This window comes from uncultured Paraglaciecola sp., from assembly GCF_943787955.1.
Lineage (GTDB): Bacteria > Pseudomonadota > Gammaproteobacteria > Enterobacterales > Alteromonadaceae > Paraglaciecola.
The window spans coordinates 15,334-41,029 of record NZ_CALSOK010000014.1; the positions used below are offsets into that span (position 1 = coordinate 15,334).

At 41.2% G+C, this 25,696-nt stretch carries 20 protein-coding genes and 10 pseudogenes; 17 read left to right on the plus strand and 13 right to left on the minus strand.

Translation table 11 applies throughout. The features are described 5' to 3' along the window. Positions 1–47 precede the first annotated feature (47 nt). Positions 48–518 (plus strand): cytochrome c, encoded by a 471-nt coding sequence (locus Q0Y52_RS13630; protein ID WP_297822445.1) that lies wholly within the window; start codon positions 48–50, stop codon positions 516–518. A 42-nt stretch (positions 519–560) separates the two neighbouring features. Here Q0Y52_RS13630 and Q0Y52_RS13635 read toward each other — a convergent pair whose 3' ends face one another. From Q0Y52_RS13635 to Q0Y52_RS13650, 4 genes are all read right to left on the minus strand, one after another. Then, positions 561–1,241, minus strand: coding sequence for a cytochrome b/b6 domain-containing protein (locus Q0Y52_RS13635; RefSeq protein WP_297822447.1), 681 nt, complete (start codon positions 1,239–1,241; stop codon positions 561–563). Positions 1,242–1,319: 78 nt separating this feature from the next. Beyond that, on the minus strand, positions 1,320–4,667 hold the full coding sequence (locus Q0Y52_RS13640; protein ID WP_297822449.1) for an amidohydrolase family protein: 3,348 nt from the start codon (positions 4,665–4,667) through the stop codon (positions 1,320–1,322). Between the two features lie 248 nt (positions 4,668–4,915). Beyond that, positions 4,916–5,209, minus strand: a complete 294-nt coding sequence (locus Q0Y52_RS13645) for a transposase (RefSeq protein WP_297822451.1) — start codon at positions 5,207–5,209, stop codon at positions 4,916–4,918. Positions 5,210–5,794: 585 nt separating this feature from the next. After that, positions 5,795–8,017 (minus strand): ATPase, T2SS/T4P/T4SS family, encoded by a 2,223-nt coding sequence (locus Q0Y52_RS13650; RefSeq protein WP_297822453.1) that lies wholly within the window; start codon positions 8,015–8,017, stop codon positions 5,795–5,797. Between the two features lie 503 nt (positions 8,018–8,520). Here Q0Y52_RS13650 and rpsJ point away from each other — a divergent pair. The 12 genes and pseudogenes from rpsJ (at position 8,521) to rpsQ (ending at position 13,455) form a co-directional block, all read left to right on the plus strand. Beyond that, positions 8,521–8,833, plus strand: a pseudogene (gene rpsJ / locus Q0Y52_RS13655) (30S ribosomal protein S10). A gap of 17 nt (positions 8,834–8,850) precedes the next feature. Then, positions 8,851–9,487: pseudogene (gene rplC / locus Q0Y52_RS13660) on the plus strand (50S ribosomal protein L3); the annotation flags it as partial. Between the two features lie 33 nt (positions 9,488–9,520). Beyond that, positions 9,521–9,840: pseudogene (gene rplD / locus Q0Y52_RS19565) on the plus strand (50S ribosomal protein L4). Between the two features lie 113 nt (positions 9,841–9,953). Further along, positions 9,954–10,115, plus strand: a complete 162-nt coding sequence (gene rplD, locus Q0Y52_RS19570; RefSeq protein ID WP_366939296.1) for a 50S ribosomal protein L4 — start codon at positions 9,954–9,956, stop codon at positions 10,113–10,115. Beyond that, positions 10,112–10,397: pseudogene (gene rplW, locus Q0Y52_RS13670) on the plus strand (50S ribosomal protein L23); the annotation flags it as partial. The gene rplD (Q0Y52_RS19570) and the pseudogene rplW, both read left to right, overlap by 4 nt. A 27-nt stretch (positions 10,398–10,424) precedes the next feature. Continuing rightward, positions 10,425–11,249: pseudogene (gene rplB, locus Q0Y52_RS13675) on the plus strand (50S ribosomal protein L2). A gap of 15 nt (positions 11,250–11,264) precedes the next feature. Further along, positions 11,265–11,550, plus strand: a pseudogene (gene rpsS, locus Q0Y52_RS13680) (30S ribosomal protein S19). Position 11,551: 1 nt separating this feature from the next. Beyond that, a pseudogene (gene rplV / locus Q0Y52_RS13685) lies at positions 11,552–11,878 on the plus strand (50S ribosomal protein L22). A gap of 16 nt (positions 11,879–11,894) precedes the next feature. Further along, positions 11,895–12,593: pseudogene (gene rpsC, locus Q0Y52_RS13690) on the plus strand (30S ribosomal protein S3). Positions 12,594–12,595: 2 nt separating this feature from the next. Next, positions 12,596–13,009 carry a 50S ribosomal protein L16 gene (gene rplP, locus Q0Y52_RS13695; protein WP_297822456.1) on the plus strand — a complete coding sequence of 138 codons (414 nt, stop codon included), beginning with the start codon at positions 12,596–12,598 and terminating at the stop codon, positions 13,007–13,009. Beyond that, a pseudogene (gene rpmC, locus Q0Y52_RS13700) lies at positions 13,009–13,204 on the plus strand (50S ribosomal protein L29). Before rplP ends, rpmC begins: the two are co-directional and overlap by 1 nt. Beyond that, positions 13,204–13,455, plus strand: coding sequence for a 30S ribosomal protein S17 (gene rpsQ, locus Q0Y52_RS13705; protein ID WP_297822458.1), 252 nt, complete (start codon positions 13,204–13,206; stop codon positions 13,453–13,455). Before rpmC ends, rpsQ begins: the two are co-directional and overlap by 1 nt. Before the next feature lie 461 nt (positions 13,456–13,916). Here rpsQ and Q0Y52_RS13710 read toward each other — a convergent pair whose 3' ends face one another. The 4 genes from Q0Y52_RS13710 to argR all read right to left on the minus strand — a co-directional run bounded on the left by Q0Y52_RS13710 (position 13,917) and on the right by argR (position 17,096). Further along, positions 13,917–14,252 (minus strand): hypothetical protein, encoded by a 336-nt coding sequence (locus tag Q0Y52_RS13710; protein ID WP_297822460.1) that lies wholly within the window; start codon positions 14,250–14,252, stop codon positions 13,917–13,919. Positions 14,253–14,296: 44 nt separating this feature from the next. Further along, on the minus strand, positions 14,297–15,904 hold the full coding sequence (locus tag Q0Y52_RS13715; RefSeq protein WP_297822462.1) for a S41 family peptidase: 1,608 nt from the start codon (positions 15,902–15,904) through the stop codon (positions 14,297–14,299). Between the two features lie 152 nt (positions 15,905–16,056). Next, a complete protein-coding gene (locus Q0Y52_RS13720) occupies positions 16,057–16,629 on the minus strand; it encodes a paraquat-inducible protein A (RefSeq protein WP_297822464.1) in 573 nt (190 codons plus the stop codon). Between the two features lie 2 nt (positions 16,630–16,631). Continuing rightward, on the minus strand, positions 16,632–17,096 hold the full coding sequence (gene argR, locus Q0Y52_RS13725) for a transcriptional regulator ArgR (RefSeq protein WP_271862080.1): 465 nt from the start codon (positions 17,094–17,096) through the stop codon (positions 16,632–16,634). A gap of 219 nt (positions 17,097–17,315) precedes the next feature. Here argR and mdh point away from each other — a divergent pair, with 219 nt between their 5' ends. Then, positions 17,316–18,251 carry a malate dehydrogenase gene (gene mdh / locus Q0Y52_RS13730; RefSeq protein WP_271862081.1) on the plus strand — a complete coding sequence of 312 codons (936 nt, stop codon included), beginning with the start codon at positions 17,316–17,318 and terminating at the stop codon, positions 18,249–18,251. A 76-nt stretch (positions 18,252–18,327) separates the two neighbouring features. On the opposite strand, the pseudogene Q0Y52_RS19575 reads toward mdh, so the two are convergent. Both Q0Y52_RS19575 and Q0Y52_RS13750 read right to left on the minus strand, forming a co-directional pair. Continuing rightward, positions 18,328–18,947: pseudogene (locus tag Q0Y52_RS19575) on the minus strand (DUF2726 domain-containing protein). Positions 18,948–19,089: 142 nt separating this feature from the next. Next, entirely contained in the window at positions 19,090–19,473 is a 384-nt protein-coding gene (locus Q0Y52_RS13750) for a hypothetical protein (RefSeq protein ID WP_297822471.1), read from the minus strand. A gap of 168 nt (positions 19,474–19,641) precedes the next feature. On the opposite strand from Q0Y52_RS13750, the gene Q0Y52_RS13755 reads away from it, so the two are divergent. Further along, positions 19,642–19,725, plus strand: coding sequence for a hypothetical protein (locus tag Q0Y52_RS13755; RefSeq protein WP_297822705.1), 84 nt, complete (start codon positions 19,642–19,644; stop codon positions 19,723–19,725). A 558-nt stretch (positions 19,726–20,283) separates the two neighbouring features. Further along, complete coding sequence (locus tag Q0Y52_RS13760; protein ID WP_297822473.1) at positions 20,284–20,937, plus strand: DsbA family oxidoreductase; 654 nt, start codon at positions 20,284–20,286, stop codon at positions 20,935–20,937. Between the two features lie 183 nt (positions 20,938–21,120). Here the strand turns inward: Q0Y52_RS13760 and Q0Y52_RS13765 are convergent, their stop codons facing one another. Continuing rightward, positions 21,121–23,289, minus strand: coding sequence for a M3 family metallopeptidase (locus tag Q0Y52_RS13765; protein ID WP_297822475.1), 2,169 nt, complete (start codon positions 23,287–23,289; stop codon positions 21,121–21,123). 234 nt (positions 23,290–23,523) lie between these two features. Here Q0Y52_RS13765 and Q0Y52_RS13770 point away from each other — a divergent pair, with 234 nt between their 5' ends. After that, entirely contained in the window at positions 23,524–24,072 is a 549-nt protein-coding gene (locus Q0Y52_RS13770) for a hypothetical protein (protein ID WP_297822477.1), read from the plus strand. Between the two features lie 39 nt (positions 24,073–24,111). Here the strand turns inward: Q0Y52_RS13770 and Q0Y52_RS13775 are convergent, their stop codons facing one another. Continuing rightward, the gene (locus Q0Y52_RS13775; RefSeq protein ID WP_297822479.1) at positions 24,112–24,714 is read right to left on the minus strand and encodes a histidine phosphatase family protein; all 603 of its coding nucleotides are present in this window, start codon (positions 24,712–24,714) and stop codon (positions 24,112–24,114) included. Next, entirely contained in the window at positions 24,714–25,568 is an 855-nt protein-coding gene (purU, locus tag Q0Y52_RS13780; protein ID WP_271862090.1) for a formyltetrahydrofolate deformylase, read from the minus strand. Before purU ends, Q0Y52_RS13775 begins: the two co-directional genes overlap by 1 nt. Positions 25,569–25,696 lie beyond the last annotated feature (128 nt).

Sequence of the window (25,696 nt, forward strand, 5' to 3'; positions counted from 1 at the left end):
TGTCATCGTTCTAAATTTAATCAACGTTAACCATTGGAGAAAGTTAAATGATCAAAAAGGCTTTAGCAGTAATTATAGGTACAGCGATGCTGAATACATTTACAGTGTTTGCAGAGCCCGCTAAATCAGGTAAACAAGCTAAAGATGTAACAGAGTTTAGACAAGCTCTTTTCAAACTTGTAAAAAGCAATGTGGGCGCACTGGGAGCGATGAACAAAGGTGCGATCCCTTTTAATGTAGAAACAATGCAAACCAATTCATTACGCCTTCAACAATTGTCTTTGATGTTAAACGATTATTTTGCCACTGACACAACCGGATTTGATGTTGATACCGCTGCGTTGGATAAAATTTGGGTAAATCAAGCTGACTTTAAAGAAAAGATAATTGCTTTGTCAGTGGCTGCTAGCAATTTAAATAAAGTGGCTAAAGCGGTTGATACAAATCAGTTTAAGCCAGCTATTGGTCAAGTGTTTAAAAGCTGTAAAGGGTGCCACGACAATTATAAAGAAGACTAACTTTATGGGCATTTCACTACTAGCGAGTCAAATGCCCGTTAATTAATAATAATATTCTTCTACTGGTGGAGGGTTAATTTCAACCAACCAGTAAACAAAAAAAACTACCACTATGGCTAATATCAAAGCTCTAACTAACTTGGAATGAGGGATGCCCTTGGATGTTTCAATTATTTTTTTACCCGTTAACATGGGCGTTATCAAGTCATGTTTTAGACCCCATTGATACCAAGTTATTGCTAATACATGAATAACGACCAGACCGATTAATACATCAAAGACATTGTGGTGTAGCCACTGCATCCACTTCTGTATCGTACTGTTAACTGTATCGTAGTATGGTCCAGCACTGACTATATCGTCAGAAGTAAATAAGCCGCTAATGGCTTGTAAACCAACTAATATAAGCACCGCAGGTAATAACAACCCACCTAAAGGATTATGCCCTGTAGTAACAGTCTTCTGCTTTGATACGAGTGTCTGTAAATAGCCGATAATAGCCTTTGGACCCGCGATAAAACTGCTAAATTTTGCGTATCTTGTACCGAAAAATCCCCACAGAAGCCTAAATATGATCAGCCCTAAGGTAAAATATCCAATGAAGAAATGGATATGCATAGAGTTTTCTAATACCTCAGCAGTTAACCATTGGCCAAACAAACTGAGCACTAATAACCAGTGAAATAATCTTACAGGGATATCCCAAACTAAATTTTTTTTCATATGAAGAAAGTGTTTATTTATCATTTGTTAAAGTAGAGAGCCTTAACAAAAGTTTGTTAAGGCATGTGAAGAATAAATCTAATGTACCCAATGATGCTTTTGTGCTTTAGCGTCTATGGCTTGTTGTGTTGCTTTGGGCATAAACAATTGGTTATTTTGTTCGAAGAAAAAGGCCTCACGTTGTTTTTTGCTGCCTACTTCATTCATGGTCGCAGTTTCATACACGCGGCCATTTAACACGGTATATTCAACAAACTCACTGCGGCGAATATCAGTTAGTCCGTCACCGTCTATAATCATCATATCGGCTATCTTACCTACTTCAATACTGCCTATTTGTTTGTCCATGCCTAAGTGAGTTGCACCGTCAATTGTTCCTCCTCGAAGGGCTTCCCATGGTGTAAACCCACCTTGAGTCATTATCCATAACTCCCAGTGAGAGGCTAACCCTTCTCGTTGACCATGAGCACCAATATGTACACTTACGCCTTTGTCTCGCAATGTTTTGGCATACTCAGCGACAGCGACATGATTGTATTGATTGTCTGGTGCTGAAGGGCGTCTAATTGAACGACCATCCACTAAAAAGCTCGGGGTATAGCGCATTAAACGGGGATTTTTCCATACTTCGGTTCTGTCATAAAAGTATTCTTCGCCCATCATGCCACCGTAAGACACCACAAACGTTGGGGTGTAGCCGAATTTTGTCGCTGACCATAAAGCGGTTAAATCATCATAACCTTTGGCAATGGGTAGCGAATGTTCAAGACCTGTATGGCCATCGACTAACATTGATATGTTTTGCTGAAATTTGCCACCGCCTTCTGGGACTACCATCATGCCGAGCTCCTTAGCAGCAGCTAAAACTTGTTGACGGGTGTCACGTCTGGGTTGGTTGTAACTTTTGACAGAAATAGCCCCTGTATCTTTTAATCTTTGCATATGGAATAGGGCATCGTCATAACTGTTGATGATAGCTTTGTAGCCAAGTGCTTCTGCCCCATACAAAATGGTGCCAGTAGAGTAAATTCTTGGGGCAACGATCTTGCCTGCCTTTTGTAATTCAGCAGCTGAAAATATCTCAGTGGTATCGTTTGATGGATCGTGAATAGTGGTCACACCAAATGCGAGATTAGAAAACATGCTCCAGTTTTGCTGCGGTATGATCTCATTACTGCCCTGTGAGCCGTGGGCGTGAGCGTCAATTAGCCCAGGCAAAATGGTTTTACCTTTGGTATCGATAAGTAATGTTTCATCGGGAATAGTCACATCTTCATATTTGCCTATTGCGACAATTTTATTATCTTTGATTAATACCACGCCATTTTCGATTACTTCCCGTTGCCTATTTGCATCGCGCATCGTGACAACTGTGCCACCCACGAAGGCTTTGTAGCCTAAAGGTTTGTCTGCTTTTTGTTGAAATGATAAGTCAATGCCTTCACTTACTGGCTCAGGCAAGTCTTGTGGCGCATCCGCAAAAAAAGCAAAGGCATCTTTTAGTTTGCGCTCATAAAAGGTTGCGCCGTGATACCAACTGACTGATTGATTGTCGGCACTCCAAGTTAAGTATTCACCCGCGCGACTTGATATTTGTTTGACTGGCAATGAAGACATTTCAGGGCCAATGTCGACGCGTTTACCTGTATCAACAAAAGGTACAACATAGGCATTGTATTGGTGTACAAACGCGACCCATTTTTTGTCATGGGACAAGCGATATTCTGTTACTTTATCGGCACCGTATAAATGCTCTCGTTTATCTTCACCATTTAAATCTAAGCTGATTAATTGAGTTTCATCATAACTACTGTCTGCAACTGAGGTAGTCAAATAGATGCGAGTATTGTCGCCAGCAAAATGTGGTGCTGCTCCCGATTTAGCTATTCGTTTCGTATCGCCATTTTTAACATTTGCTACATAGATCCCAGGTTCGACTGAATATTCAGGACTGAGGAGGTAGCCACCAGTGACTTTGTCATAGACTACTAATTTCCCATCAGTTGAAAAACTGGGTTCGATATAGTGGCCAGGCATTTTTGTTAGCTTTTTACCTTTACCGCCTCGGGTTTTAATGATTCTAACTGAACCTAAGTTTTGATCGTGCCATGTGGTGTAAACGATGCTTTTGCCATCATTAGAGTAGCGTGGGTAAAGTTCTTCGTGATCACTTTGTTTGGTTAAACGTGTTGTTTTACCCGACTTGATATTTTTAACATGCAGTTTGCCTAATGCCTGAAACAATATCGATTTTCCATCTGGAGATTTTTGTGCCCAGCGAGTCATTTTGATAGAAAAATTGTCTGGCGCCACATCTACATCAAAACGCACAGCATCAGCGTATTTAAGTTCTGCTTTGATATTCACTGGTATGGTAGTGATAGATTGGTCTTTGACAGTTAACTTTTGAAATTTCCCATCCGTCCAGAAAACGATGTGTTTGGAATCAGGGGTCCAATCAAAGTAAGCAAAATACCCTTCTGATCCAAAACCTTCTTGCATGTCTCGTTCAAGATTCATATACAGAGGTTTTTCCATGCCCGTCGCCAAATCTTTAATAAAAAGCACTGTTTTTTCTTTTACTCTTCGAATAAAAGCCAGTTGTTGACCGTCTGGAGAAGGTGTCGGAACAACTGCGCCACCTGTGCCACTAACAAAGCGTTCTTCTTCGCCATTGGCTAATTCGTATCGGGTAATGGCAAAAATACCTTTTAAAGGATCGCGGTTATAGCTAAAGGTACTGCCGCTTGATACATCTTGAGTAAAATACAGGTATTTACCATCGGGTGAAAAGGCGGGATCTGCAATATTTTTTTGGTCTTTCTTACCGTTGACACGTTCTTTCACGGCCAGTCCATCCCCTCCAGAATGATGGTATAGCCAAATTTCACCCGCGGGGATACTACGACTCGACATAATGCCTTTGCTCACCGCTATATATTGCCCATCAGGACTCCATTTGGGTGAGTGAATTAAATTATTTTTTTCTGTGCTGAGCTGTTTTAGGTGAGTGCCGTCTTTGTCCATCACCCACAGGTTAGATAAACCACCTCTGTCAGAGATAAAGGCTATTTTTGTTCCATCTGGGCTAATAGCCGGATGAATATTCCAGGCAAAATCTTGAGTCAGTGCCTTGGCATACCCACCCTTTATATCGGTGATGTATAGATCCCCAAGCATGTCGAAGACAAATTGCTTGCCATCAGGCGTCACATCTAAACTTGACCAGGTAGTTTGGTCTGTATCGATTGAAACAGTCGCTAAATCAAAAGGTGGGTTAAGTACATCCCAGTCTTTTTCGTCCGGTATTTTATCAGTAGATATTTGCTCTAAAACTTGCTCTGTTTGGCTAAATGCAGCACAAGATAAACAAAGCAGTGCAGCTAAACCAGCTGCGTGCAGTAGCGATTTTTTGTTGCTTGTCATATTGGTTTCCCTAAATTTTATTTGTTTTTTATATTTATTTTTAAATTGGGCCATGCAAATGAAATACACTATCACTGTGGTTAATATCTGCAAGTTCGACATTCGAATAATACCAATCATCATAAGTAATCTCCCACTTCAATCCAATCTCTAGTACATAGATTGGCGACCCTTTCGCTATGACTGATGAAGCTGTTCCATGCTCTACAACATTGCTGCACACTATTTTCTTAGTCTTCTCAGTCTTCTTAGTGTTCGAAGCATCGATTAGCTAATTCATTCTGTCTAAGCCATTGTGATACCTGCTCTGTTGGATTTAACTCGGGTGAGTATGGTGAGAGCTTGATAATAGAAAGGTTAGCAAACTCGTCAGCTAGGTAGTGTTGATGCCATGCCGCCCCATCGACAATGATAACAGCATGGCGTTCAGCTTGTGTTTGTTTTGATATAAGCGAAAGATGTTCGTGCATTATATTCATATTAACGCACGGGGTAATATTGGTCGCCGTTACGCTGGTGGACGGACAGAAAGCACCAAACAAGTAGGCATATTCAAATTGCTGCTGCTGAACACATCGTGGGCGGCTACTTGTTTACGCTCACAAGCGAGTCGTGGTGTTTTGTTGACCAAACATTGCTTCATCCTGAAACCATACATCTACCTTATTCAAGGCGATATGATTTGGGAACGCATTGAACGTTTCAGTTTTGAATTTGTTAAAAACCTTCTCAAGTGTCTTGTGGCTTTTTTGGTTGCTTAAAGCGACTCGTGAACCACGAAAATTTTAACTAATGGAGCAAGCGGTATACGCTTGTCAGGGTGTAGCTCACAACACACTATTGCTGTACACAGGCAATCACAAGGGTACCTTTGAGGCTGCAACTTGGTTACCTTGAGTAAAGTGTTCAAGCTCTTCAATAGTGGTTAAGTTTACAATATTCATGACAGCTTTCATCTTATGTTCATGAACAGAATTTAAAACTTTATGCGCATTTCATATTAGAAACACGTAATTAGCAAAAACTCATTTCATATTGGACAAGGCTGATGATTGCTATCTAACTGTAAATAGGGGGGCTTTTTGTCGTCAGCTAACCGATTATTATTGAACCTTTTGCATAGGTGCTTAACCAGTCCCACTAATAATTTGTATTTGTGGGATATCAGTATCACCCTTTAACACTTTTAGGATCCCATCTTGTGTGAGTGTTCGCATTCCATCGTACATGGCTTGGGCCTTCATCTCGTGCACAGATGCTTCTTTATAAACCAATGAGCGTAACTCCGCTGTCATGGATAGTAATTCATGTACACCGGTTCTCCCTCTATAACCAGTATCACCGCACTCATCACAGCCATTGCCTTTATATAACATGAGCGGTTCAGGTAAATTAAGCTCTTCTATGTATTCTTTACCATATTGGCGTTTAATGAACGCTATGTCTGTTTCGCTGGCAGGATACTTCTCTTTGCAACTAGGGCAGATGGTTCTGATCAAACGTTGCGCTAAAATACCGACACAAGCGTCTGAAAAATTGACAGGATCCAGTCCTAGATCTAACAAACGCGTAATAGTTTCTGGAGCTGAGTTGGTATGCAGTGTAGAAAATACTAGATGCCCAGTCAATGAAGCCTCTATGCCGGCATGTGCGGTTTCTTTATCACGCATCTCTCCAATAAGTATTATGTCAGGGTCAGCACGAAGAAACGCCCTCAAGGCATTGGCAAATGTAAAGCCAATCTTAGCGTTGACTTGCACTTGTTGTAGGCCAGGTTGTGTTATCTCTACCGGGTCTTCTGCGGTCCAAATTTTCTTTTCTGGTGTGTTGATGTGTCCTAATACAGCATGCAAAGTCGTAGTTTTACCAGAACCAGTGGGCCCTACTACCAATATGATACCGTGAGGTTTTTGAACAAGTTCCAGGGTCTTTTTGTGATTTCGTGGTGATAAATTTAGCTTGCTCATGGGCATTGCACCACCTGCAGCCAATATCCGCATAACCACACCTTCGCCAGCAATAGTGGGAATAGTGGCTACCCGTACTTCAATGAGTTGCCCCGACATCCTAAAAGATAATTTTCCATCTTGTGGCACACGTTTTTCGGAAATATTTAGATTCGACATGATCTTGATACGCGCAATGACAGCACTGTGATGTGATGCCGGTACTTGAGTGACGTCCCTACATACTCCATCTATTCGCATACGAACTCGAGTGGGCGCGTTTTTTTCAGGATCAACATGAATATCCGAGGCATTTAAACGTTTCGCATCATGCAACACACGACTCACTAATCTAACAACAGCTGGGGCATCGTCAGACATCTCATCAGATTGTTCATCAATTACATCTGCACTGGTGCCTATCTCGTCAAGGATCTCATCCATGGCTCCAGGTCCAGTACCTCCACCTGCTGCCTCACCTAGATATTGCAGAATGATATTAGGTAGGCTGACATAAATCTCATAACTATCTATACCTAAAGCACTTTCAATTTCCATTAATAAACCTGCGTTATTGGGTTCTGCCATCAACACAATAGGATTATCTTTTACGTCTGCTAACACAGCTACGAAATGGCGTTTTAGATAAGACAGATTGAGCTTGCTGTTGCTTTGAAATAGATGAAACTTATCGGGTAAATAAGCTATATATGGAACTTGATAATGAACTGATAGTGCATTACCTAAATCATCTTCTGGCACTCGGTGTTCAGATGTTAGACGTTGTATTAACTGCCTATTATCATGACTTGTTTCTTGAAGTTTTTTCATTTCTTTTTCAGAAATAAGATTGCGATGTATTAGATAGTCGAAAGCTTGACTGGTACCACCTAATTCATAACGGAATTTCTTACCCAGTATTTCCGCGATAGCATTGGCAAGAGTCAGGTCGTTTTCAGTAAAAGAAACATCTTTCTTGTTAAGGATCTGCATTACGCCCATCAATACGCCAGAATCGAAGATCGGAATACAAATAATGTTGCGTGTCTTAAATGTTGAGCCTTTATCGAATTTATCAGCAAAGTTTAAGCGTTTATGAATACGGGCTAGCTCTTCTGTGTCGTAAGGGTCTTTAATGATAAGGGGTAATTGACTTAGTGCTACATAGCCCGCAATAGACATAGGGCTAATAGGTACTTTTATTTCGCGGGTTTCTTTACCGGTCTTAAAACGAGCGACCAAATCCTGGTGTTGTCTGCGGCGTTGAAAAATACTCATTCGCTCGGCATCGAATAAGCCCAACACGAACGGCTCAAACTTGTGATACGCATCCATAAGGGAAGGATAGGTTTTAAGCAACTGGTTAATACGGTCGAGGTTGTTTTGGTTCAGTTCGGAATTCATATAGTTGCTTTATGTACTTCTAGGCCAATGATTTATTCTGTAATTAGTTACCTTACTATAACTGACAGGCTACAGACAGCAAATAGCTTCTAATTGAGAAAGGCAGTAATATTTTAATTTTCAAGAAATGGATGGCAAAGTTTTAATATAACGCCCAATTTATAGTGACTGTTTTGCTTTTGCACAGGCCATGTCAGCTTTTTACTAGCGAGTATGTATCTGTTAGTAGCCAAGTGAAAATCAGCGCAAGGACTACCGCAGGCAATAATAATTGCTTTGTTCTGAGATGAGCTTGCAATATTACTACTCTTGTGTATAATTCTTATCCACTAGTTCTTCTGAACAAGTGAATTTGGTTGGAATTGAGGTGCTTTTACTGATATTCAATATATAACCAAATAAAACAGGACCCTAATTTTGGGTCAGCAGTTTACATGCATCCTCCTATCAATTTATTGATGGTGTGGGTGATTTTTTTTGTTCTTTCGGTTGGAGCTTAATCGATGCCAAATCAAAGAATTCGTATACGTTTAAAAGCGTTTGATCACAAGTTGATCGATCAGTCTACGGCTGAAATCGTGGAAACGGCGAAACGCACGGGCGCACAGGTTAGCTGGACCTATTCCTCTACCTACTCGCAAAGAGCGTTATACAGTACTTACTTCACCTCACGTCAATAAAGATGCACGTGATCAGTATGAGATTCGTACACATAAACGTTTAGTGGATATCATTGAACCTACTGATAAAACAGTTGATGCGTTGATGAGATTGGACTTGGCTGCCGGTGTTGATGTTCAAATCAGCCTGGGCTAACAAGAGAGGGTTTTAACATGGCGATTGGTCTTATCGGTCGTAAAGTAGGTATGACTCGCATCTTCACTGAAGATGGTGTTTCAATTCCTGTGACTGTTATTGAAGCCACCCCGAACCGTGTGACTCAGTTACGTACTGACGAAACGGACGGGTACAGCGCTTCAAGTCACCGCTGGCGATAAGAAAGCAAGCCGTGTAATAAAGCTGCAGCAGGTCATTTTGCTAAAGCTGGCGTGGAAGCGGGCCGTGGTTTGTGGGAATTCCGTCTTAGACGACAATGAAGGTGAAGGCATAGAAGTTGGCAGTGAAATCACTGTTGAACTTTTATGCTGATCACTAAAAGGTTGACGTTGCGGTACTTCAAAAGGTAAAGGTTTCCAAGGCGCTATTAAGCGTTGGAACTTTAGCTCACAACGTATGACACACGGTAACTCATTGTCGCACCGTGCACCTGGTTCGATTGGTCAAAACCAATCACCCGGTAAAGTATTTCAAAGGTAAGAAAATGGCCGGTCAGATGGGTAACAAGCGCGTCACACTATGCATCTTTGGAACTAGTACGTGTTGATGCTGAAAACAACCTTTTATTAGTTAAAGGTCACTGTTCCTGGCGCAACTGGCGGTGATGTCATTATCAAGTCCAGCTGTCAAAGCGTAACGTCTGGGGAGTTAAGTGATGGAATTAACATTGAAAGACGCGAAAGCGCTCTTGAAGTATCCGATGCAACCTTTGGACGTGAATTCAACGAAGCACTTGTTCATCAAGTAGTCGTTGCTTTCGGTGCTGGCGCTCGTCAGGGTACTAAAGCACAAAAAACACGTCTGAAGTCCGCGGTGGTGGTAAGAAACCATGGCGTCAAAAAGGTACAGGTCGTGCCCGTGCTGGTACTATCCGAAGCCCTATCTGGGTTGGTGGTGGTCGTGCATTTGCAGCTAAACCTCGTGATTTACAGCAAAAGGTGAATAAAAAGATGTACCGTGGTGCAATCCAAAGCATCCTTATCTGAATTGGTTCGTCAAGATCGTTTAATCGTTGTTGAAAAATTTGGTGTTGACGCACCAAAGACTAAAGCGTTATTACGCAACTTAACGTACTTGAGATTTAACTGACGTATTAATCGTGACACCTGAAGTTGATGAGAATTTATTCTTAGCGTCACGTAACTTGTATAAAGTTGACGTACGCGATGTGCAGGGTATTGACCCAGTTAGCTTAATTGCATTTGAAAAAGTGTTGATTACTGCTGACGCAGTGAAACAACTTGAGGAGGCGTTAGCATGAACGAAGAACGTCTATTAAAAGTGCTTTTAGCACCACATGTTTCTGAAAAGTCAACACTGGCAGCTGAAGCAAACAATACTGTTGTTTTAAAGTAGTTAAAGACGCGAACAAAGCAGAAATCAAAGCGGCTGTTGAAAAATTGTTCGAAGTTGAAGTGAACTCTGTTCGTACTGTGAACTGTAAGGGTAAAACCAAACGTCACGGTCATCTTTCGGTAAGCGTAGAGACTGGAAAAAAGCTTACGTTGTGCTTAAAGAAGGTCAAGACATCGACTTCGTCGGTGGCAGCGAGCTAAGAAGGGGATTAGATATGCCATTATTGAAAGCTAAGCCAACTTCTGCCGGTCGTCGTCATGTTGTTCAGGTTGTTAACCATGATCTACATAAAGGCGCACCACATGCTCCTTTGCTTGATAAAAACAGCAAATCTGGTGGTCGTAACAACAATGGTCGCATTACCGTGCGTCATATCGGTGGTGGTCACAAGCAGCATTATCGTGTTATCGATTTTAAACGTAACAAAGACGGCATTCCAGCCAAAGTTGAACGTTTAGAATATGATCCAAACCGTTCTGCAAACATCTGCTTTGGTGTTTATGCAGATGGTGAGCGTCGTTATATTTTGGCTCCTAAAGGCGTCTAAAGCAGGTGATGCAGATCCAATCAGGTTCTGATGCGCCAATTAAAGCAGGTAACACTTTGCCAATGCGTAACATTCCAGTAGGTACCACGGTACATGCTATTGAAATGAAGCCAGGTAAAGGTGCACAAATTGCACGTTCTGCTGGTGCTTATGCACAGATCTTAGCGCGTGATGAGGTTATGTAACCTTCGTCTTCGTTCTGGTGAAGTTCGTAAAGTATTAGCAGATTGTCGTGCCACTATTGGTGAAATCGGCAACGCTGAACATATGCTACGTTCACTTGGTAAAGCCGGTGCGAATCGCTGGCGCGGGATTCGTCCAACTGTTCGTGGTGTTGCCATGAACCCAGTAGATCACCCACACGGTGGTGGTGAAGGTCGTACCTCTGGTGGCCGTCATCCAGTTTCACCTTGGGGCGTTCCTACTAAGGGTAAGAAAACCCGTAGTAACAAGCGTACCGATAAACTTATCGTACGTCGTCGTAACAAGTAACAGCGAGGATTCACCATGCCACGTTCTCTCAAGAAGGGTCCATTTATTGACCTACACTTGCTGAAGAAGGTAGAGGCTGCAGTGGAAAAGAGCGAGCAAAAAACCAATTAAGACTTGGTCTCGCCGTTCTATGATCATCCCAGATATGATTGGGTTGACCATTGCGGTCCATAACGGTCGCCAGCACGTCCCTGTATTTGTCAGTGACGAAATGGTCGGCCATAAGTTGGGCGAATTTGCTCCAACGCGTACTTACCGCGGCCATGTCGCGGATAAGAAAGCCAAGACGATAAGGAATTAATATGGAAGCATTAGCTAAACATCGTCTTGCTCGTACCTCTGCTCAAAAGGCACGCTTGGTAGCAGATCAAATTCGCGGTTTACACGTTGAAAAGGCGCTTGAGTTTTAACTTACAGCCCTAAGAAAAGCTGCCGATCTAGTCAAGAAAGTACTAGAGTCAGCGATTGCGAACGCAGAGCATAACGACGGTGCTGATATCGACGAGTTAACTGTAGCTAAAATCTTTGTTGACGAAGGTCCAACTATGAAGCGTATCAAGACACGAGCCAAAGGCCGTGCTGATCGTATATTTAAGCGTAGCAGTCACATTACTGTGGTTGTGTGCTGATAACTAGGAGTAGATAATGGGACAGAAGGTACATCCTACAGGTATACGCCTGGGTATCAGCAAACCATGGACATCTACCTGGTACGCTAATACTGCAGATTATGCAGATAACTTGTTTAATGATCATCAGGTACGTCAGTATTTGACCAAACAGTTAAAAAGCGCTTCACTTTCTAAAATCGTTATCGAACGTCCAGCAAAAGCATTCGTGTGACTATTCACACTGCTCGTCCTGGTGTTGTTATCGGTAAGAAAGGTGAAGACGTAGAGAAGCTTCGTAATCACGTATCTAAGTTAGCCGGTGTGCCAGCTCAGATCAACATTGCTGAAGTACGTAAGCCAGAGTTAGATGGACAGCTTGTTGCTGATAGTATTTCTAGCCAGCTTGAGCGTCGTGTTATGTTTCGTCGCGCTATGAAGCGTGCGGTACAAAATGCAATGCGATTAGGTGCTAAAGGTATCAAAGTTCAAGTAAGCGGTCGTTTAGGCGGCGCTGAAATTGCGCGTGCCGAATGGTATCGTGAAGGTCGTGTTCCATTGCACACTTTCCGTGCTGATATCGACTATGCAACGTCAGAAGCTGACTACTTACGGTATCATTGGCGTTAAAGTATGGATCTTCAAAGGTGAAGTATTAGGTGGATTGCCACTTACTCACGAGCAGCCAGCTGCCGCACCTAAGAAGAAAGGCCGTCACGCTAAGCGTGAGGGCTAATCATGTTACAACCTAAACGTACGAAGTTTCGTAAAATGCATAAAGGTCGTAACCGTGGTTATGCTATCGCTGGTGACAGTGTAAGTTTCGGAACTTACGGTCTTAAATCCGTAGGCCGTGGTCGCATGACTGCGCGCCAAATCGAAGCAGCTCGTCGTGCTATGACACGTGCCGTTAAACGTCAAGGTAAAATTTGGATACGAGTTTTCCCTGACAAGCCAATTACTGAGAAGCCTCTAGAAGTGCGTCAAGGTAAAGGTAAAGGTAACGTTGAATACTGGGTATGCCAAATTCAACCGGGTCGTGTGTTATATGAAATGGAAGGTGTTCCAGAAGAAGTAGCACGTGAAGCGTTTGCATTGGCTGCGTCCAAATTGCCCTTTAAAACAACCTTTGTAACTCGGACGGTGATGTAATGAATGCCACAGAACTGAAAGAAAAAAGCGTAGAAGAGTTGAACGCAGAGCTACTTAAGTCTTGCTTCGTGAACAATTTAACTTGCGTATGCAAGCGAGTCACTGGTCAGCTTGAAAAAACTGACGGTCTTCGTAAAGTACGTCGCAGCTATCGCGCGTGTTAAAACCATTCTGACTGAAAAGGCTGCTGCATAATGACTGAACAAACTAGTCGTACAGTACAAGGTCGTGTGGTCAGCAACAATATGGAGAAATCCATCACTGTTGTAGTAGAACGTAAAGTGAAGCACCCAATCTATGGGAAATTCATCAAGCGCACTACTAAGCTACACGCACATGACGAGACTAACCAATGTAACGAAGGCGACGTAGTCACAATACGCGAATGTCGTCCTTTGTCTAAGTCCAAAAACTGGATGTTAGTAGACGTTATTACTAAAGCGTAATTGTTTTAGTAAACAAAATTGAAAAGGCGCTAACCGCAATGTTAGCGCCTTTTTCTTTTGCATCTTTAACCTAGGTCCAGCTTAAACAAGACGCATAAAGCATTCTGTTTAGTTGTTTTGCAATGCTGATGATGCTTGCAAGATATTTCTTCCTCAGTGGAACATAATGACTCGAAGCTAATGCCTAAAAACTTTAATGCGATGCCATCATGACATCTGTCATAAATTTCCTAATTTCACAATTTGAACAATCACTATCGTAAACATGCATCACTTGAGTAAAAACAGATGCACAATCAACATAATTACCCTCAAACCTTTAACAGTCATGCTAAGTGTCTGTGTCAATGTGCTCTTACTTCAGATAACTTGAGGATAATCCTAGGGATTGAATTAATAGCTTTTAACGTTATTCGATAAAGGGACTTTCTAGGTATATTCTTTTTTTTTACTAACTAAAGTCATTGTGGTTTGCAGTTCAGGAGACTCATCATTTTTATATGGCCACTTTGGTTGTGTTGTAAATAACACTGGCCGTTTTTGATGAGTAAGGAAAATGTATCAGCCGGTTTTATATCCCTGCCATCTAATAAAATTCTTTGGTTGTTGCTGTGCTGACTACGATCAACAATTATCGTACTGTTTTGAGTGAATACGTTATCTGCGAGTTTTATTGGGTGGCTATTAATCAGGCTGCCTATGGCTTGTTCTAATATACTACGAATTTCAGGTGATGAGTATTCAAGCAATGCGGGGCGTGACTCATGCGCCTGGATCGTTTTACAGTTAGTGAACATTATTGTCGCCATGACTAAAACACTCTTAACTTTGTTTATTTTCATCATGCAGTTGGCTCGCTAATAGGCGTCAAAATCCTTATCGATTCTAAAAGGGTATTGGGTGTCTGAATGGCAATACCGGGGCCTTGGATGTTTGCTGCCTTTATCGTTACTTTACCGGCAGGTTTATTTTGGATTGGGCATGAGCCAGTTTCTGCATAACTGATTGCCGATGCTAGTAATGATTCGTCTACGTTGCCAAGGATTTGGGTGAAATTGTCCGCTGCTCTACAACCCGGTAATTCGTCATCAAATATTGGGCTGGTGACTGGACTAAATCCTTCTGAATACTCCCCAAAATCTTTTGCGTTAACGCCTTGAAATTGAATGGTGAAGTAGGTCGTACTGCAGTTATCTGTGGCATAAAACCCAAAAGGCTTGCCGCATGTAGTATCGCCGATTAATACCACTTCAACATCAATGCCTCTAAGTCCATTTATCACCGCCTCGCTAGCTGAACAGGTATTGTCTGTTGCCAGAATAAACACTCGGGTCAAATCTACAGAAGGTAACGTATTATTTGTAAACTGATTGGTAGACCAATCGATTTCTCTAGTGTAGAAAGGTGTGGGCTGTAATGTGTCGCCAGTGACAGGGTTTTTATTAGGATATTTTTCATTGAATTGTAATGTTTCAAACGTTTGGTTATTGGTTTGTGCGCTGCCAGCCACCATGTACGCGACTTGTGAGGCCATCGCAAGTAAACCACCGCCGTTGTAACGCAGATCGATAACCAGTTCAGTAATACCTTGGTCAACAAATTGCTGAAACCCATCAATCAATTCCTGTTGTCCTGTGCGGATGAATGAATTGAACTGCATATAGCCCATCCGGCCTATATCTGTGTCTATAACTTTAACGTTTTGTACGGTTTGTAATTCAATATTTTGTGAAGTTAAGGTGCTCTCTAAGACGTCTTTTTTAGTTTCATCTGAAAATACAAAGTTAAAGGTTTGACCCGGATCAGATGGGAACAACGCCGCATTAATTTGGTCGATGTCGACCTGGTCGCTGGTGTTCACAAAGTCAATATTATCAATTTTTTTCAATTCGTAACCTCTAAGAACGCCGGCGATGGCAGCAGGGGAGTCCGGCTCTGTAAAACGCACAATCAAACGCCGTGGGGAACTTGAACTCACAAATTCCCAGCTGATGCCATACCCAGAAGCAACCCCGCTTTGTGTTCGTTGGTTGTGGTCTTCGGTCGATTGGGAAAAATGGAAGTTATCCTTAAACGATCCTGATGCTGTGCGTTCATCGGTTTTCAGCTGGCTAAAATAATTAGCCACAGAAAATGCTGCAGGGTTGTTATCATCTATCTCGTTGAACCAAAGGTAAGTATCGTTAGTCCAAGAGCGAAGCCACATCTTTTCATGCATGCTAGTACCTTGAGAGTCCAAAAAGGTATCGCCGTTGCTATCTGGGCCTGTTCTTGGGACGGCACAAAGATCTTTATAAACTGAATCGTTAGAGAATTGCCCAGCTATCCAATTTGGTTCTTCAATACTGGGTATGGGCGGAGAACTTGGTGTCTGCGAACCACTCCCCCCGCAAGCAAAAAGTGTAAAGCTAATAACTATAATGAGTACTGACAATATTTGTTGATTCATAATGATTCTTCTGCTATGAGAAAAGTTTAATACCCGTTAGATTTTGTTTAGGATCATTTAAGCAGACGTTAAGTGCTCACTAGTATAACTTAAGGCAGGTCATGGTCAAGATTAGTTTCATTTTTAAGACTGTAACTTAAAAGTCTTAGTTTTTAAGTTACAGGCTTACGTTTAATTGCAGAGCTTGCTATCTGGGTGCCAATCAACGACGACAAGCAGTAAGCGGTAAAGTAATAAAACCCCTCCCCAGCAGCAGATAAAGTTTGAGTACTGATATCTAAAGCAATCTTAAATCCAAACACGCTAAATTGTTCAGAAGTAATGGTTTCTGCGTGGTTGGTAGACATAATTGCTAGGAAAATGGCAATGACAAACACATCCGCCATTGACCATTTACCTATGGCCCCCACAAAGTTGATGAGTCTTTTTTCAATTTGTAGTGATTGAGTCAAGTAGGCAACACAAACCAGTATTGTTTTTAATAGTGGAATACACACTGAAAATACGAATATCAGTGCTGCGACTAGCAATCTTTGGTCTTCCCATAGTTCGCTAATGGTGGCCATAATCGACAATTCTTTATCTATTAAGGATGAGGTAAGGCTTGAACCGCTAAGATTGGCCGCCATTTCCATATTAAAGGAAAACATACTCAGCAATATGCCAGGGAAAAATAGCCCTAATGCGAATATATTAAAGGCAAAGCCAATATGTTTTTTATACATTTTCAAACGTTTTCAAATAATGCTTCGACTCGTTTGCGAGTTTCTTCGATATTACTAACATCGGCGGGTGCAATAAATATTGTGTCATCGCCAGCAATAGTGCCTAACACGCCATCTTTTTTGCCTAAAGAGTCTAATAATCGAGCAATTAACTGGGCTGCGCCTGGACTGGTGCGAATAATCACCATTACATTGTTATGTACAATATCTAATACAAGTTGTTTGAGGGGACTTTTTGCTGTGGGCATACCTAATTCAGGAGGCAAGCAATAAACCATATCTCCCCATGCGTTACGAGTACGAACCGCGCCAAATTTACTTAACATACGGGAGACTTTGGACTGACTGATATTATCTAATTGCTGCAATTTTAGTGCTTCAACTATATCGCCTTGCGATCCAAAACTTTCTGTTTTTAGGATGTCTTTAAATGCTTTAATCAGTATGTCTTGTTTAGTGGTTGCCATAAAGCACTCGATAATGGAGTTGGTAGTTGTATTTTGCCGTATTGTATAGGTTTAAGCAATTTGCCTGCAAAAACAATGATGACGAATATATGATAAATCATAGCTAGCTATTAAATCGAGCAAGACCCTAGTATAATAATATGTTCTTGAAATCTTATATATTACATCCATGTTAGCTTTGATTATTGCAAAGCAGAACGCTTTTCACAGGAGAGAATCATGAAAATAGCCGTATTAGGTGCAGCCGGTGGTATCGGTCAAGCGTTATCATTATTATTAAAAGTTCAACTGCCAGCAGGCTCTGAGCTATCTTTGTATGATGTTGCTCCAGTGGTTCCTGGTGTCGCGGTGGATTTAAGCCACATCCCCACCGATGTAACAGTACAAGGTTACGGAAAAGATAATTTAGCTGATGCTTTAACCGGTTGTGACATTGTGTTGATACCAGCAGGTGTGCCTCGTAAGCCAGGTATGGATCGTTCTGATCTGTTTAACATCAATGCGGGTATCGTTAAAAATTTAGTTGATGCTATTGCTGATAATTGTCCTGAGGCTTGTACCTGTATCATTACTAATCCAGTGAATACGACTGTTGCCATTGCAGCACAAGCGTTAAAAGCCAAAGGTGTTTACAACAAAAATAAATTGTTTGGTGTGACCACTTTAGATGTTATCCGTTCAGAAACCTTTGTCGGTAATTTAAAAGGATTAAACCCAGCTAACTTGCATGTTCCCGTTATTGGTGGACATTCTGGTACTACTATTTTACCTCTTTTGTCACAAGTTAAAGGGGTAGAGTTTACGGATCAAGAAGTAGCAAGTTTAACGACTCGTATCCAAAATGCAGGTACTGAAGTAGTTGAAGCTAAAGCGGGTGGCGGGTCAGCAACATTATCTATGGGCCATGCTGCTGCAAGGTTCTGTTTGTCTTTGGTTGATGCTATGCGCGGCGAAAACGTTGTGGAATACACTTACGTTGAAACCAATAGTGAAGACGCTGAGTTTTTTGCTCACCCAGTACGTTTAGGTAAAAATGGTGTAGAAGAAATTTTATCTTACGGTGAGTTGAGTGAATTTGAAGAAAATGCTAAGAACGCAATGCTAGACGGCTTACGAAGTGATATCGCTATGGGTGTTAATTTCGTCAAAGGTTAGGTTTATAATCGCTTAAGTAAGCGCTTATAAAAAAGCCCCTCAGAGGTATACCTCAAGGGGCTTTTTTTAGATGATTTTACGCAGCTGCGATGGGGCGACTGGTGACCGTTTTATTCGTTTGGATCGGTCTTGTGGGTTTGGCTTGTCTGGCAAACGCGGGCATTAACTTACCGCCATTTTGAGGTGTAGGCGCGATTAGTCGCTTAATCTTAGACTTAGGTAATTTAGCTTGAATACATTCTCTAATATCCTGTGGTTTATAGCCAGAACGCACTTTTATTCTAACATGGGGAATATGTGCCGCATCAAGGGCGCCACTTAAATAAAATTCACGCTGAGCTTTCTAGCCATCTTTACCACTGCTGTGGACTAGATCAATCGCAATAATAGGTGACATATCGTCTTTGGAACAAAGCACAAAATCAAGATGTTTGCTGCCTGCTCGCGAAGGTGCATTTTTACTGGTTTTCTTATCTGTGCTTTGATGAATAGTTAAAATATCGCCCATCTTCACTCTGCATAAGATTCGAAATTCATTTCCTACCGCTTCTTCGATAAGTCCGAAAAACGTACGTTCAACGGGTGTAAACAAGTTACCTTTTTTTTAAAAGGAAATGCTAAACCTGGTTCATGCAGTTTCATCGCGCCTACAGCTACCATGATCAGTAACATCATCAATACAATCGCTAGTTCCATGATATCTCCAAAAGCCAATGTCAGAAAATTGACTAAGTGTTAGTCTTTTCTTGAATAGGCAAAAAAAGTGCCAACGGCGTGATATCAATGAGACTTTTGAATTAGAGCTTTAGAAAATATTAGATTAACTTGAGGTATATCGTTAATCAGCAGATTTTATTAAGATATCGATCTGACTTCCTTGACCGTCCTTAGATATCACTACTACTTTTTGACCATTAGAATATTGAAGCACAATACGGCCTTTAAGCATTTTTTCATCTTCGGCTTGCCCTAGTTTTTCGATATAAAACGCCTTTGCAGTTTGTTGATCACTGACAGCAAAATAAGACATACTGGCAGGTAGTTCTTCCGCAAATAATTGGCAGAACTTGGCATTAGGGTATAGTGGCAATGTATAAAAAACTTCTGGACAGTTTTGTGTACTAATATTCGTTTCAGGTTGTTGTTCTTGCGCCTGTGACAATCCGCTAGACGACAGTGACAATAATATAGACACTTTTAAGATTAATTTTAACAAAGACATATCCCCACCCCAGAACTTTTGTTTACTATAGGAGCTGATTTACTTAGCATCAAGCTAATTTAATACGTAAAAGGTATGGCTAGCCGTTTGTGAGTATGTAAATGATAAAACTATGTGCAGACTATTTAAGGATCATATTGTTTTGGTGGCTTTCTCATAGGTATTCAAATACCCGCTGTTGTGGACCAGTATGCCAAGCGAATTGATGCTTCTAATGGATATAGCAAAAATTATTTATGCGAATCCAAGTAAAGGAAGTTTTTATCTTAATATGGGGTTTAAGTTTATGACTTCAGCTATGGCATTTTTAAAAATGAATCGTTTGCTATCGAATCAGGCGTTGTAAGATAAAATTATAACAAAGCAAATCAAGCTGATGCATGAAGGTTGTCACTGTTTTTGTTAAAACAAAAAGCCAGCAAAAATGCCTCACAACCTGCGTGCTGTTGTTTGCAGTGTTAACGTCAGCTTTAGGGTAAACAAGTCATTATCAAAGAGCTTCGGTTTTTTAAAGTTTGTTCAGCATATGGTGATAAAAGAACTGAATGATATGAGGACAATCTTTTCCGCACTCCATTACTATTGCCCACCAAAGACAAGAAATAGCGCTCAACTGTGCAGCAATTAATGTACCGGGGGTAAGTGTCAAAAACACAGATGCTTGGTGAATACAGCGGCTATACATATTAAGGCTTTAGTGAGTCTGCTGGGTATCAACAATTGAATGCTTTATCCATTGCCCTTGACTATCACTTCTGGTTCCCCCAGATCTACTCATCACACTCATAAATATATTTTAATGATGACTCTATGAATAAGCACTTAAAAATCGACATCGTATCCGACGTATCTTGCCCTTGGTGCATCATCGGCTATCAAGCATTGAATCAAGCTTTAGCTAATTTGGCCCCAGATATTCAAGCCGATATAACTTGGCAACCCTTTGAGCTTAATCCACAGATGCCAAAAAAAGGTCAAGAAATTACTGAACATATCACTCAAAAGTATGGCATTACTGTTGAACAGAGTGATCAAAATCGTGCAGCCATTAAAGAACGGGGTTTGTCTGTAAGTTATGAATTTGGTAATCGTGGTGGTGGTCGTATTTACAATACTTTTGATGCGCATCGTTTATTGCATTGGGCTCATGAACAAGGCAAACAAACTGAATTAAAGTTAGCGCTATTTGATTTATATTTTCAGCAAAATGGTAACCCTAGTGATCATCAGCAACTGTTATCTGTTGTTGAACAGATTGGATTAGAGGTGGCACAAGCTAAACAGGTATTGGATTCAGATAAGTACTCATCTGACGTGAGAAAGCAGCAACAGTTTTATCAAGCCGCTGGGGTGAGTTCAGTGCCTGCAGTGATAGTGAATGATAAACATTTGATCAGTGGTGGTCAGCCTACTGACGTTTTTGAAAAGGCGTTAAAGCAAATTGCTGAAGAGGGTTTTAACTAGACCAAAGCAATTATTGTTATTTTGTGTGACGAGGGTGGCATTTAAGTCGCTAGCTAATTATCTAGAGTTCAGGTTAATTATGGTGAGCTGAGCATAAACAGGTTGTTAAGCTTTATTATGAATGAACCCCCTTCAGTAGAAGGGAGCCCATACCTTTCTTAATGCTTTGACATGATTGATATGTTACTGAGTAACGGGAAAACCTCTATCTCGCATCAAGGCTTCCACTTTGGCGTCGCGTCCACGGAATAGACGATAAGCTTCGGCGGGATCCATAGCATTACGAATAGAAAACAAGTGATCGACTAGCTTTTTGCTGACGTCTTTATCGTAAAAGCCACCTGGTGCGTCGGCAAAAGCTTCTGCTGCGTCAGAAGTGAGCACTTCAGCCCACATATAGCCATAATAGCCAGAAGAGTAACCTTCACCCGAAAACACGTGACCAAACTGAGTGCTGCGATGGCGCATCACCACTTCTTCGGGCATACCCAGAGCGGTTAGCTGTGTTTTTTCAAAGCTCTGTGGTTCGATTAACGCAGGATCTGTGGTGTGGTATAACAAGTCCATGATGGCTGAAGCCATATATTCAGTTGTTTTGAAGCCTTCATTAAAGGTGGCGGCTTTTTTAATTTTGGCGACTAAATCAGCAGGAATAGGTTCACCCGTTTTGTAATGCACCAAGTAGTTATTGATGACTTCGTCTGTTGTTAACCAACGCTCCAGTAACTGAGATTGAAATTCAGTGTAATCTCGCACCCCAGAATGTGAGGTAGGGTAAGCAACCGAGGCCGATAAGAAATGCAGGGCATGTCCAAATTCGTGAAAATAAGTTTCTGCATCGTCCCAAGATATGAGTGTTGGCTGACCTTCTGACCCTTTCACAAAATTAGAATTATTAGAGGAAAGTACCGTCTTTTTACCATCAAAGGTTGTATGACTACGATAAGTGGTGGCCCAAGCGCCAGAACGTTTTCCTTTGCGACCAAATGGGTCTAAGTACCACAGACCAATATGTTCACCTGACGTTTTGTCTTTGACTTCCCACACCTTAACGTCCTCATGAAATACTGACACGGAACCTTCAGGTACAGGCGTAAAATCAAAGTTAAATAATCGGCCTGCTACATAAAACATAGCTTCACGTAATTTATGCAATTGCAGGTATTGTTTGACTTCATCAGAATCAAGAGAGTATTTGTCTTTGCGGACTTTTTCGGCGTAATAGCGATAATCCCAGGGCGCTATTTTAATGTTAGCTTCTTGTGTATCTGCTATTGCCTGCATATCGGCAACCTCTTGTTCGACACGTGCTATTGCTGCTGGCCACACTTTTTTCATCAAATCCATGGCGTTTTCTGGGTTTTTTGCCATGCGATCTTCTAGGCGCCATTGCGAGTAGTTGTCGTAACCTAGCAGTGCAACACGTTCATTACGTAAAGTGAGGATGTTTTTGATGAGTGCGTTATTATCAAATTCATCACCGTTATTCGCTCGGCTGTAGTAGGTTTTCCATACTTTTTCTCTCAGTTCTCGATTGTCCGAGTAGGTTAAAAAGGGATCCATCGATGAGCGCGAATTGGTAATGGCATATTGCCCTTCTTTACCAAGCCCTTTTGCGGCGTTTGCGGCAGCCGAAATCAAAGACTCTGATAGGCCTGATAACTGGTCTTCATTTAAAAACAACACATAGTTTTCTTCGTCAGCAAGTATGTTGTTGGCAAATTGCGTTTGTATGCCAGCTACTTCTTGATTGATGGCGGCATAACGCGCTTTGGCTTCGCCTTTTAGAGTTGCACCGTTGCGAGCAAAGCTATTATAGGTAAGCCATGTGACCCGCTGTTCTTCGCTGGTTAAGGTTTTTAATTCTTCACTTTGATAAACGGCTTTTACTTTCGCAAATAGTTTTTCATTACCTGTAATACTTGAATTGAATGCAGAAATTTTCGGCACCATTTCTTTTTGGATACCACGAAACTCAGAGCTATTATTATTTGAGCTCCATATGCCCCAATAACGAAATACTCTGCTTAAAGCACTACCGGCTTTTTCTAAAGCCACTACTGTGTTTTGAAAATTCGCCGGCTCTGGATTACTAACTATGGCATCGATTTCAGCCAAATTTAGGGCCATACCTTTTTCTAAAGCGGGTTTAAGGTCTGCTAAATCCATCTTATCAAAAGCGGGTACGCCGCCATAAGGGCCTTCATATTCTGCTAATAATGGATTTTGTTGTTCTGCTTTTACCTCTGCAACTGTGGTTTTTAGTTGGGTGTTAGTAGAAGTGGGTTCACTACATGCACTTAATGCCAATATCACCGCACTACTTAATAGCGCTGCTAGTCTTATTTTCATAATTTCCTGCCAGATGGTTTTTATAATTTTGATTTAGTTCGTCAAGGTTAATCTGACGATCACAAGAGTGTAATGTTATGGCATCAAAGTACAAGGGGGTATTAGTGCGATGTACTATGTTATGAGGAGTATTTTGAGTATCTATTGCCATGCATAACTGGCGTTGGGTATACGGCAACTTCGCGAATACTAGCTAAAGTGTAAGAATCTTAAAACTCACGTTAAGTGTCTGAAATGAGAGCAGTTCTAATAGCCACATTTTTAATGGTATCAAGCCATTGTTGTGCTAGTTCAGATGCACTGGCAAACACCTTAAGCTGGTTGCAAACTTGGGCTCCACAAAACCTCGAATTTAAGATGACAACGTCTGCAATAAAATTCAATGGTTGTAAGCAGAAAGAGTATTTAGCTTCTTTGAACCAACCTATTACTAAAAATATTACGCTTGAAATGGGCTTAGGTTATGCTAAAGGTGCACATTTTTGGGGGATTTTTAATCAAAAAGTGTCTGTAAAAGAGTTTTTTTTATTCCGAGATACCAATTTAGTCATGATGTTAGTATTGGGTTTGGTGTCATTGCTCAATCACAAACTGAATTTAAAACAAGCCAAGGGTTTGAGTACAATTTACCAAAAAATACCGAGTGGTTGGTTAATACACGCATTGATGGTTTTGCTTCTAATCATTATTGGCAGTGGACTGCGTCAAGCCAAAAGTGGAGTGCTTCAGATGCGCTCGGAGGGTTATTTAAAAACGGCGCTACGCGTCATAACATTAGCTTAAGTTACAATGAGTATTTTTGAAACACTACAGAGACAGTATTTAAACTGTCGCCCCTATGGCACTTCCTTTATCCAAATGCTGAGCATCGCACAATCGCAATACTGTTTTTTTATCGGTTGCATCTATTTCAGTAATACATGTATTTTGAAAGTTTGATAGTGGCGAGATAGCCTCATCCACTATCAAGTGTTGTTTAATTATTTCGCGCAGTACTAAGCCGTGAGTCATAACAATTAGGCTCCCTTGCATGTTCTGATGGGTTGTTAATACCAATTGCCACGCATGATGGACTCGTTCAATAAACTGCTGATGCGTTTCACCATTTGGCGGTGCATAACTTTCCGCAAAAAAATCAGTGTTAATCTCGTCATAAGGCCTACCACGCAAATCACCAAAGCTTCTTTCCCTCAGTAAAGGTTGTAGGCTAAAGGTAGATTGTTTTATTGCACGAAGAGGCGCCGCCGTTTGTTGGGTGCGCATGTAGTCACTGCATATTATTTTCTCTATGGAGATATTTTGAAACGTCTGAGCAAGTTGCTTGGCTTGTTGATGCCCAAGCTCTGAAAGAGGTGTATCAGGCATTTGTACAATTCTATCTCTGTTGCCATTCGTTTGGCCATGACGGATAAGATAGATAGACATTATGCAAATACTACCGTTTTATTTTTGTGAATGATTACGCGGTCTTCTAAATGGTAACGCACCCCATTGGCTAAGGCTGTTTTTTCACAGTTTTTACCCTTACGCACCATGTCAGTAGAGGTATCGCTATGGCTAATACGCATCACTTCTTGTTCAATAATTGGACCTTCATCTAAATCGCTCGTCACGTAATGGCAAGTGGCACCAATTAACTTCACGCCACGGTTATAAGCTTGCAAATAAGGTTTAGCACCAGCAAAAGATGGTAAAAAGCTGTGGTGAATGTTGATCGCTTTACCTGCTAATTTTTTGCAAAGATGATCAGGAATAATCTGCATAAATCTAGCAAGTACGGTTAAATCTGCTTCGTAAGCCTCGATGAGTTTTTCTACCTCAGCAAAGGCTTTTTCCTTTGGTTGGTTTTTAAAATCCACCCAATGAAAAGGGATGTTGTGCCAGTCCGCAAATTGTTTCATTTGCGGATGATTGGCAATAATACAAGGAATATCGCAATGCAATTCACCACTGTGCCAACGATGCAAGATATCCATCAAGCAATGAGACTCGTGACTAGCCAGCATCACTACTTTTTGTTTTTTGAGTGAATCAGCAATTTTCCAATGCATTTGGAATTTTTCAGCGATAGGTTCAAAAGCCTGCTTCACGCTGTCAATACTCATAGTGATAGATTCAGCTTTGATTTCGTGACGCATAAAAAATCGCCCCGTTTGCTGATCAGTATGATGGTTAGCCTCAACAATAGTGGCATTTTGATTAGCCAAAAATTGGCTTACGGCTGCCACTAACCCTACTTGATCTGGGCAATCAATGACTAATCTAAATGTTTGCTGCATAACTCTTAAAACCTTGATTTCTTTTATAGCTTATTGTCACCCGCTAAAGCCAATGAGGTAAAGAACAAAAACTGCTATTTCAGAATAAACACCATGCTTGACATTTACATTTTAAACTCAATGATTAT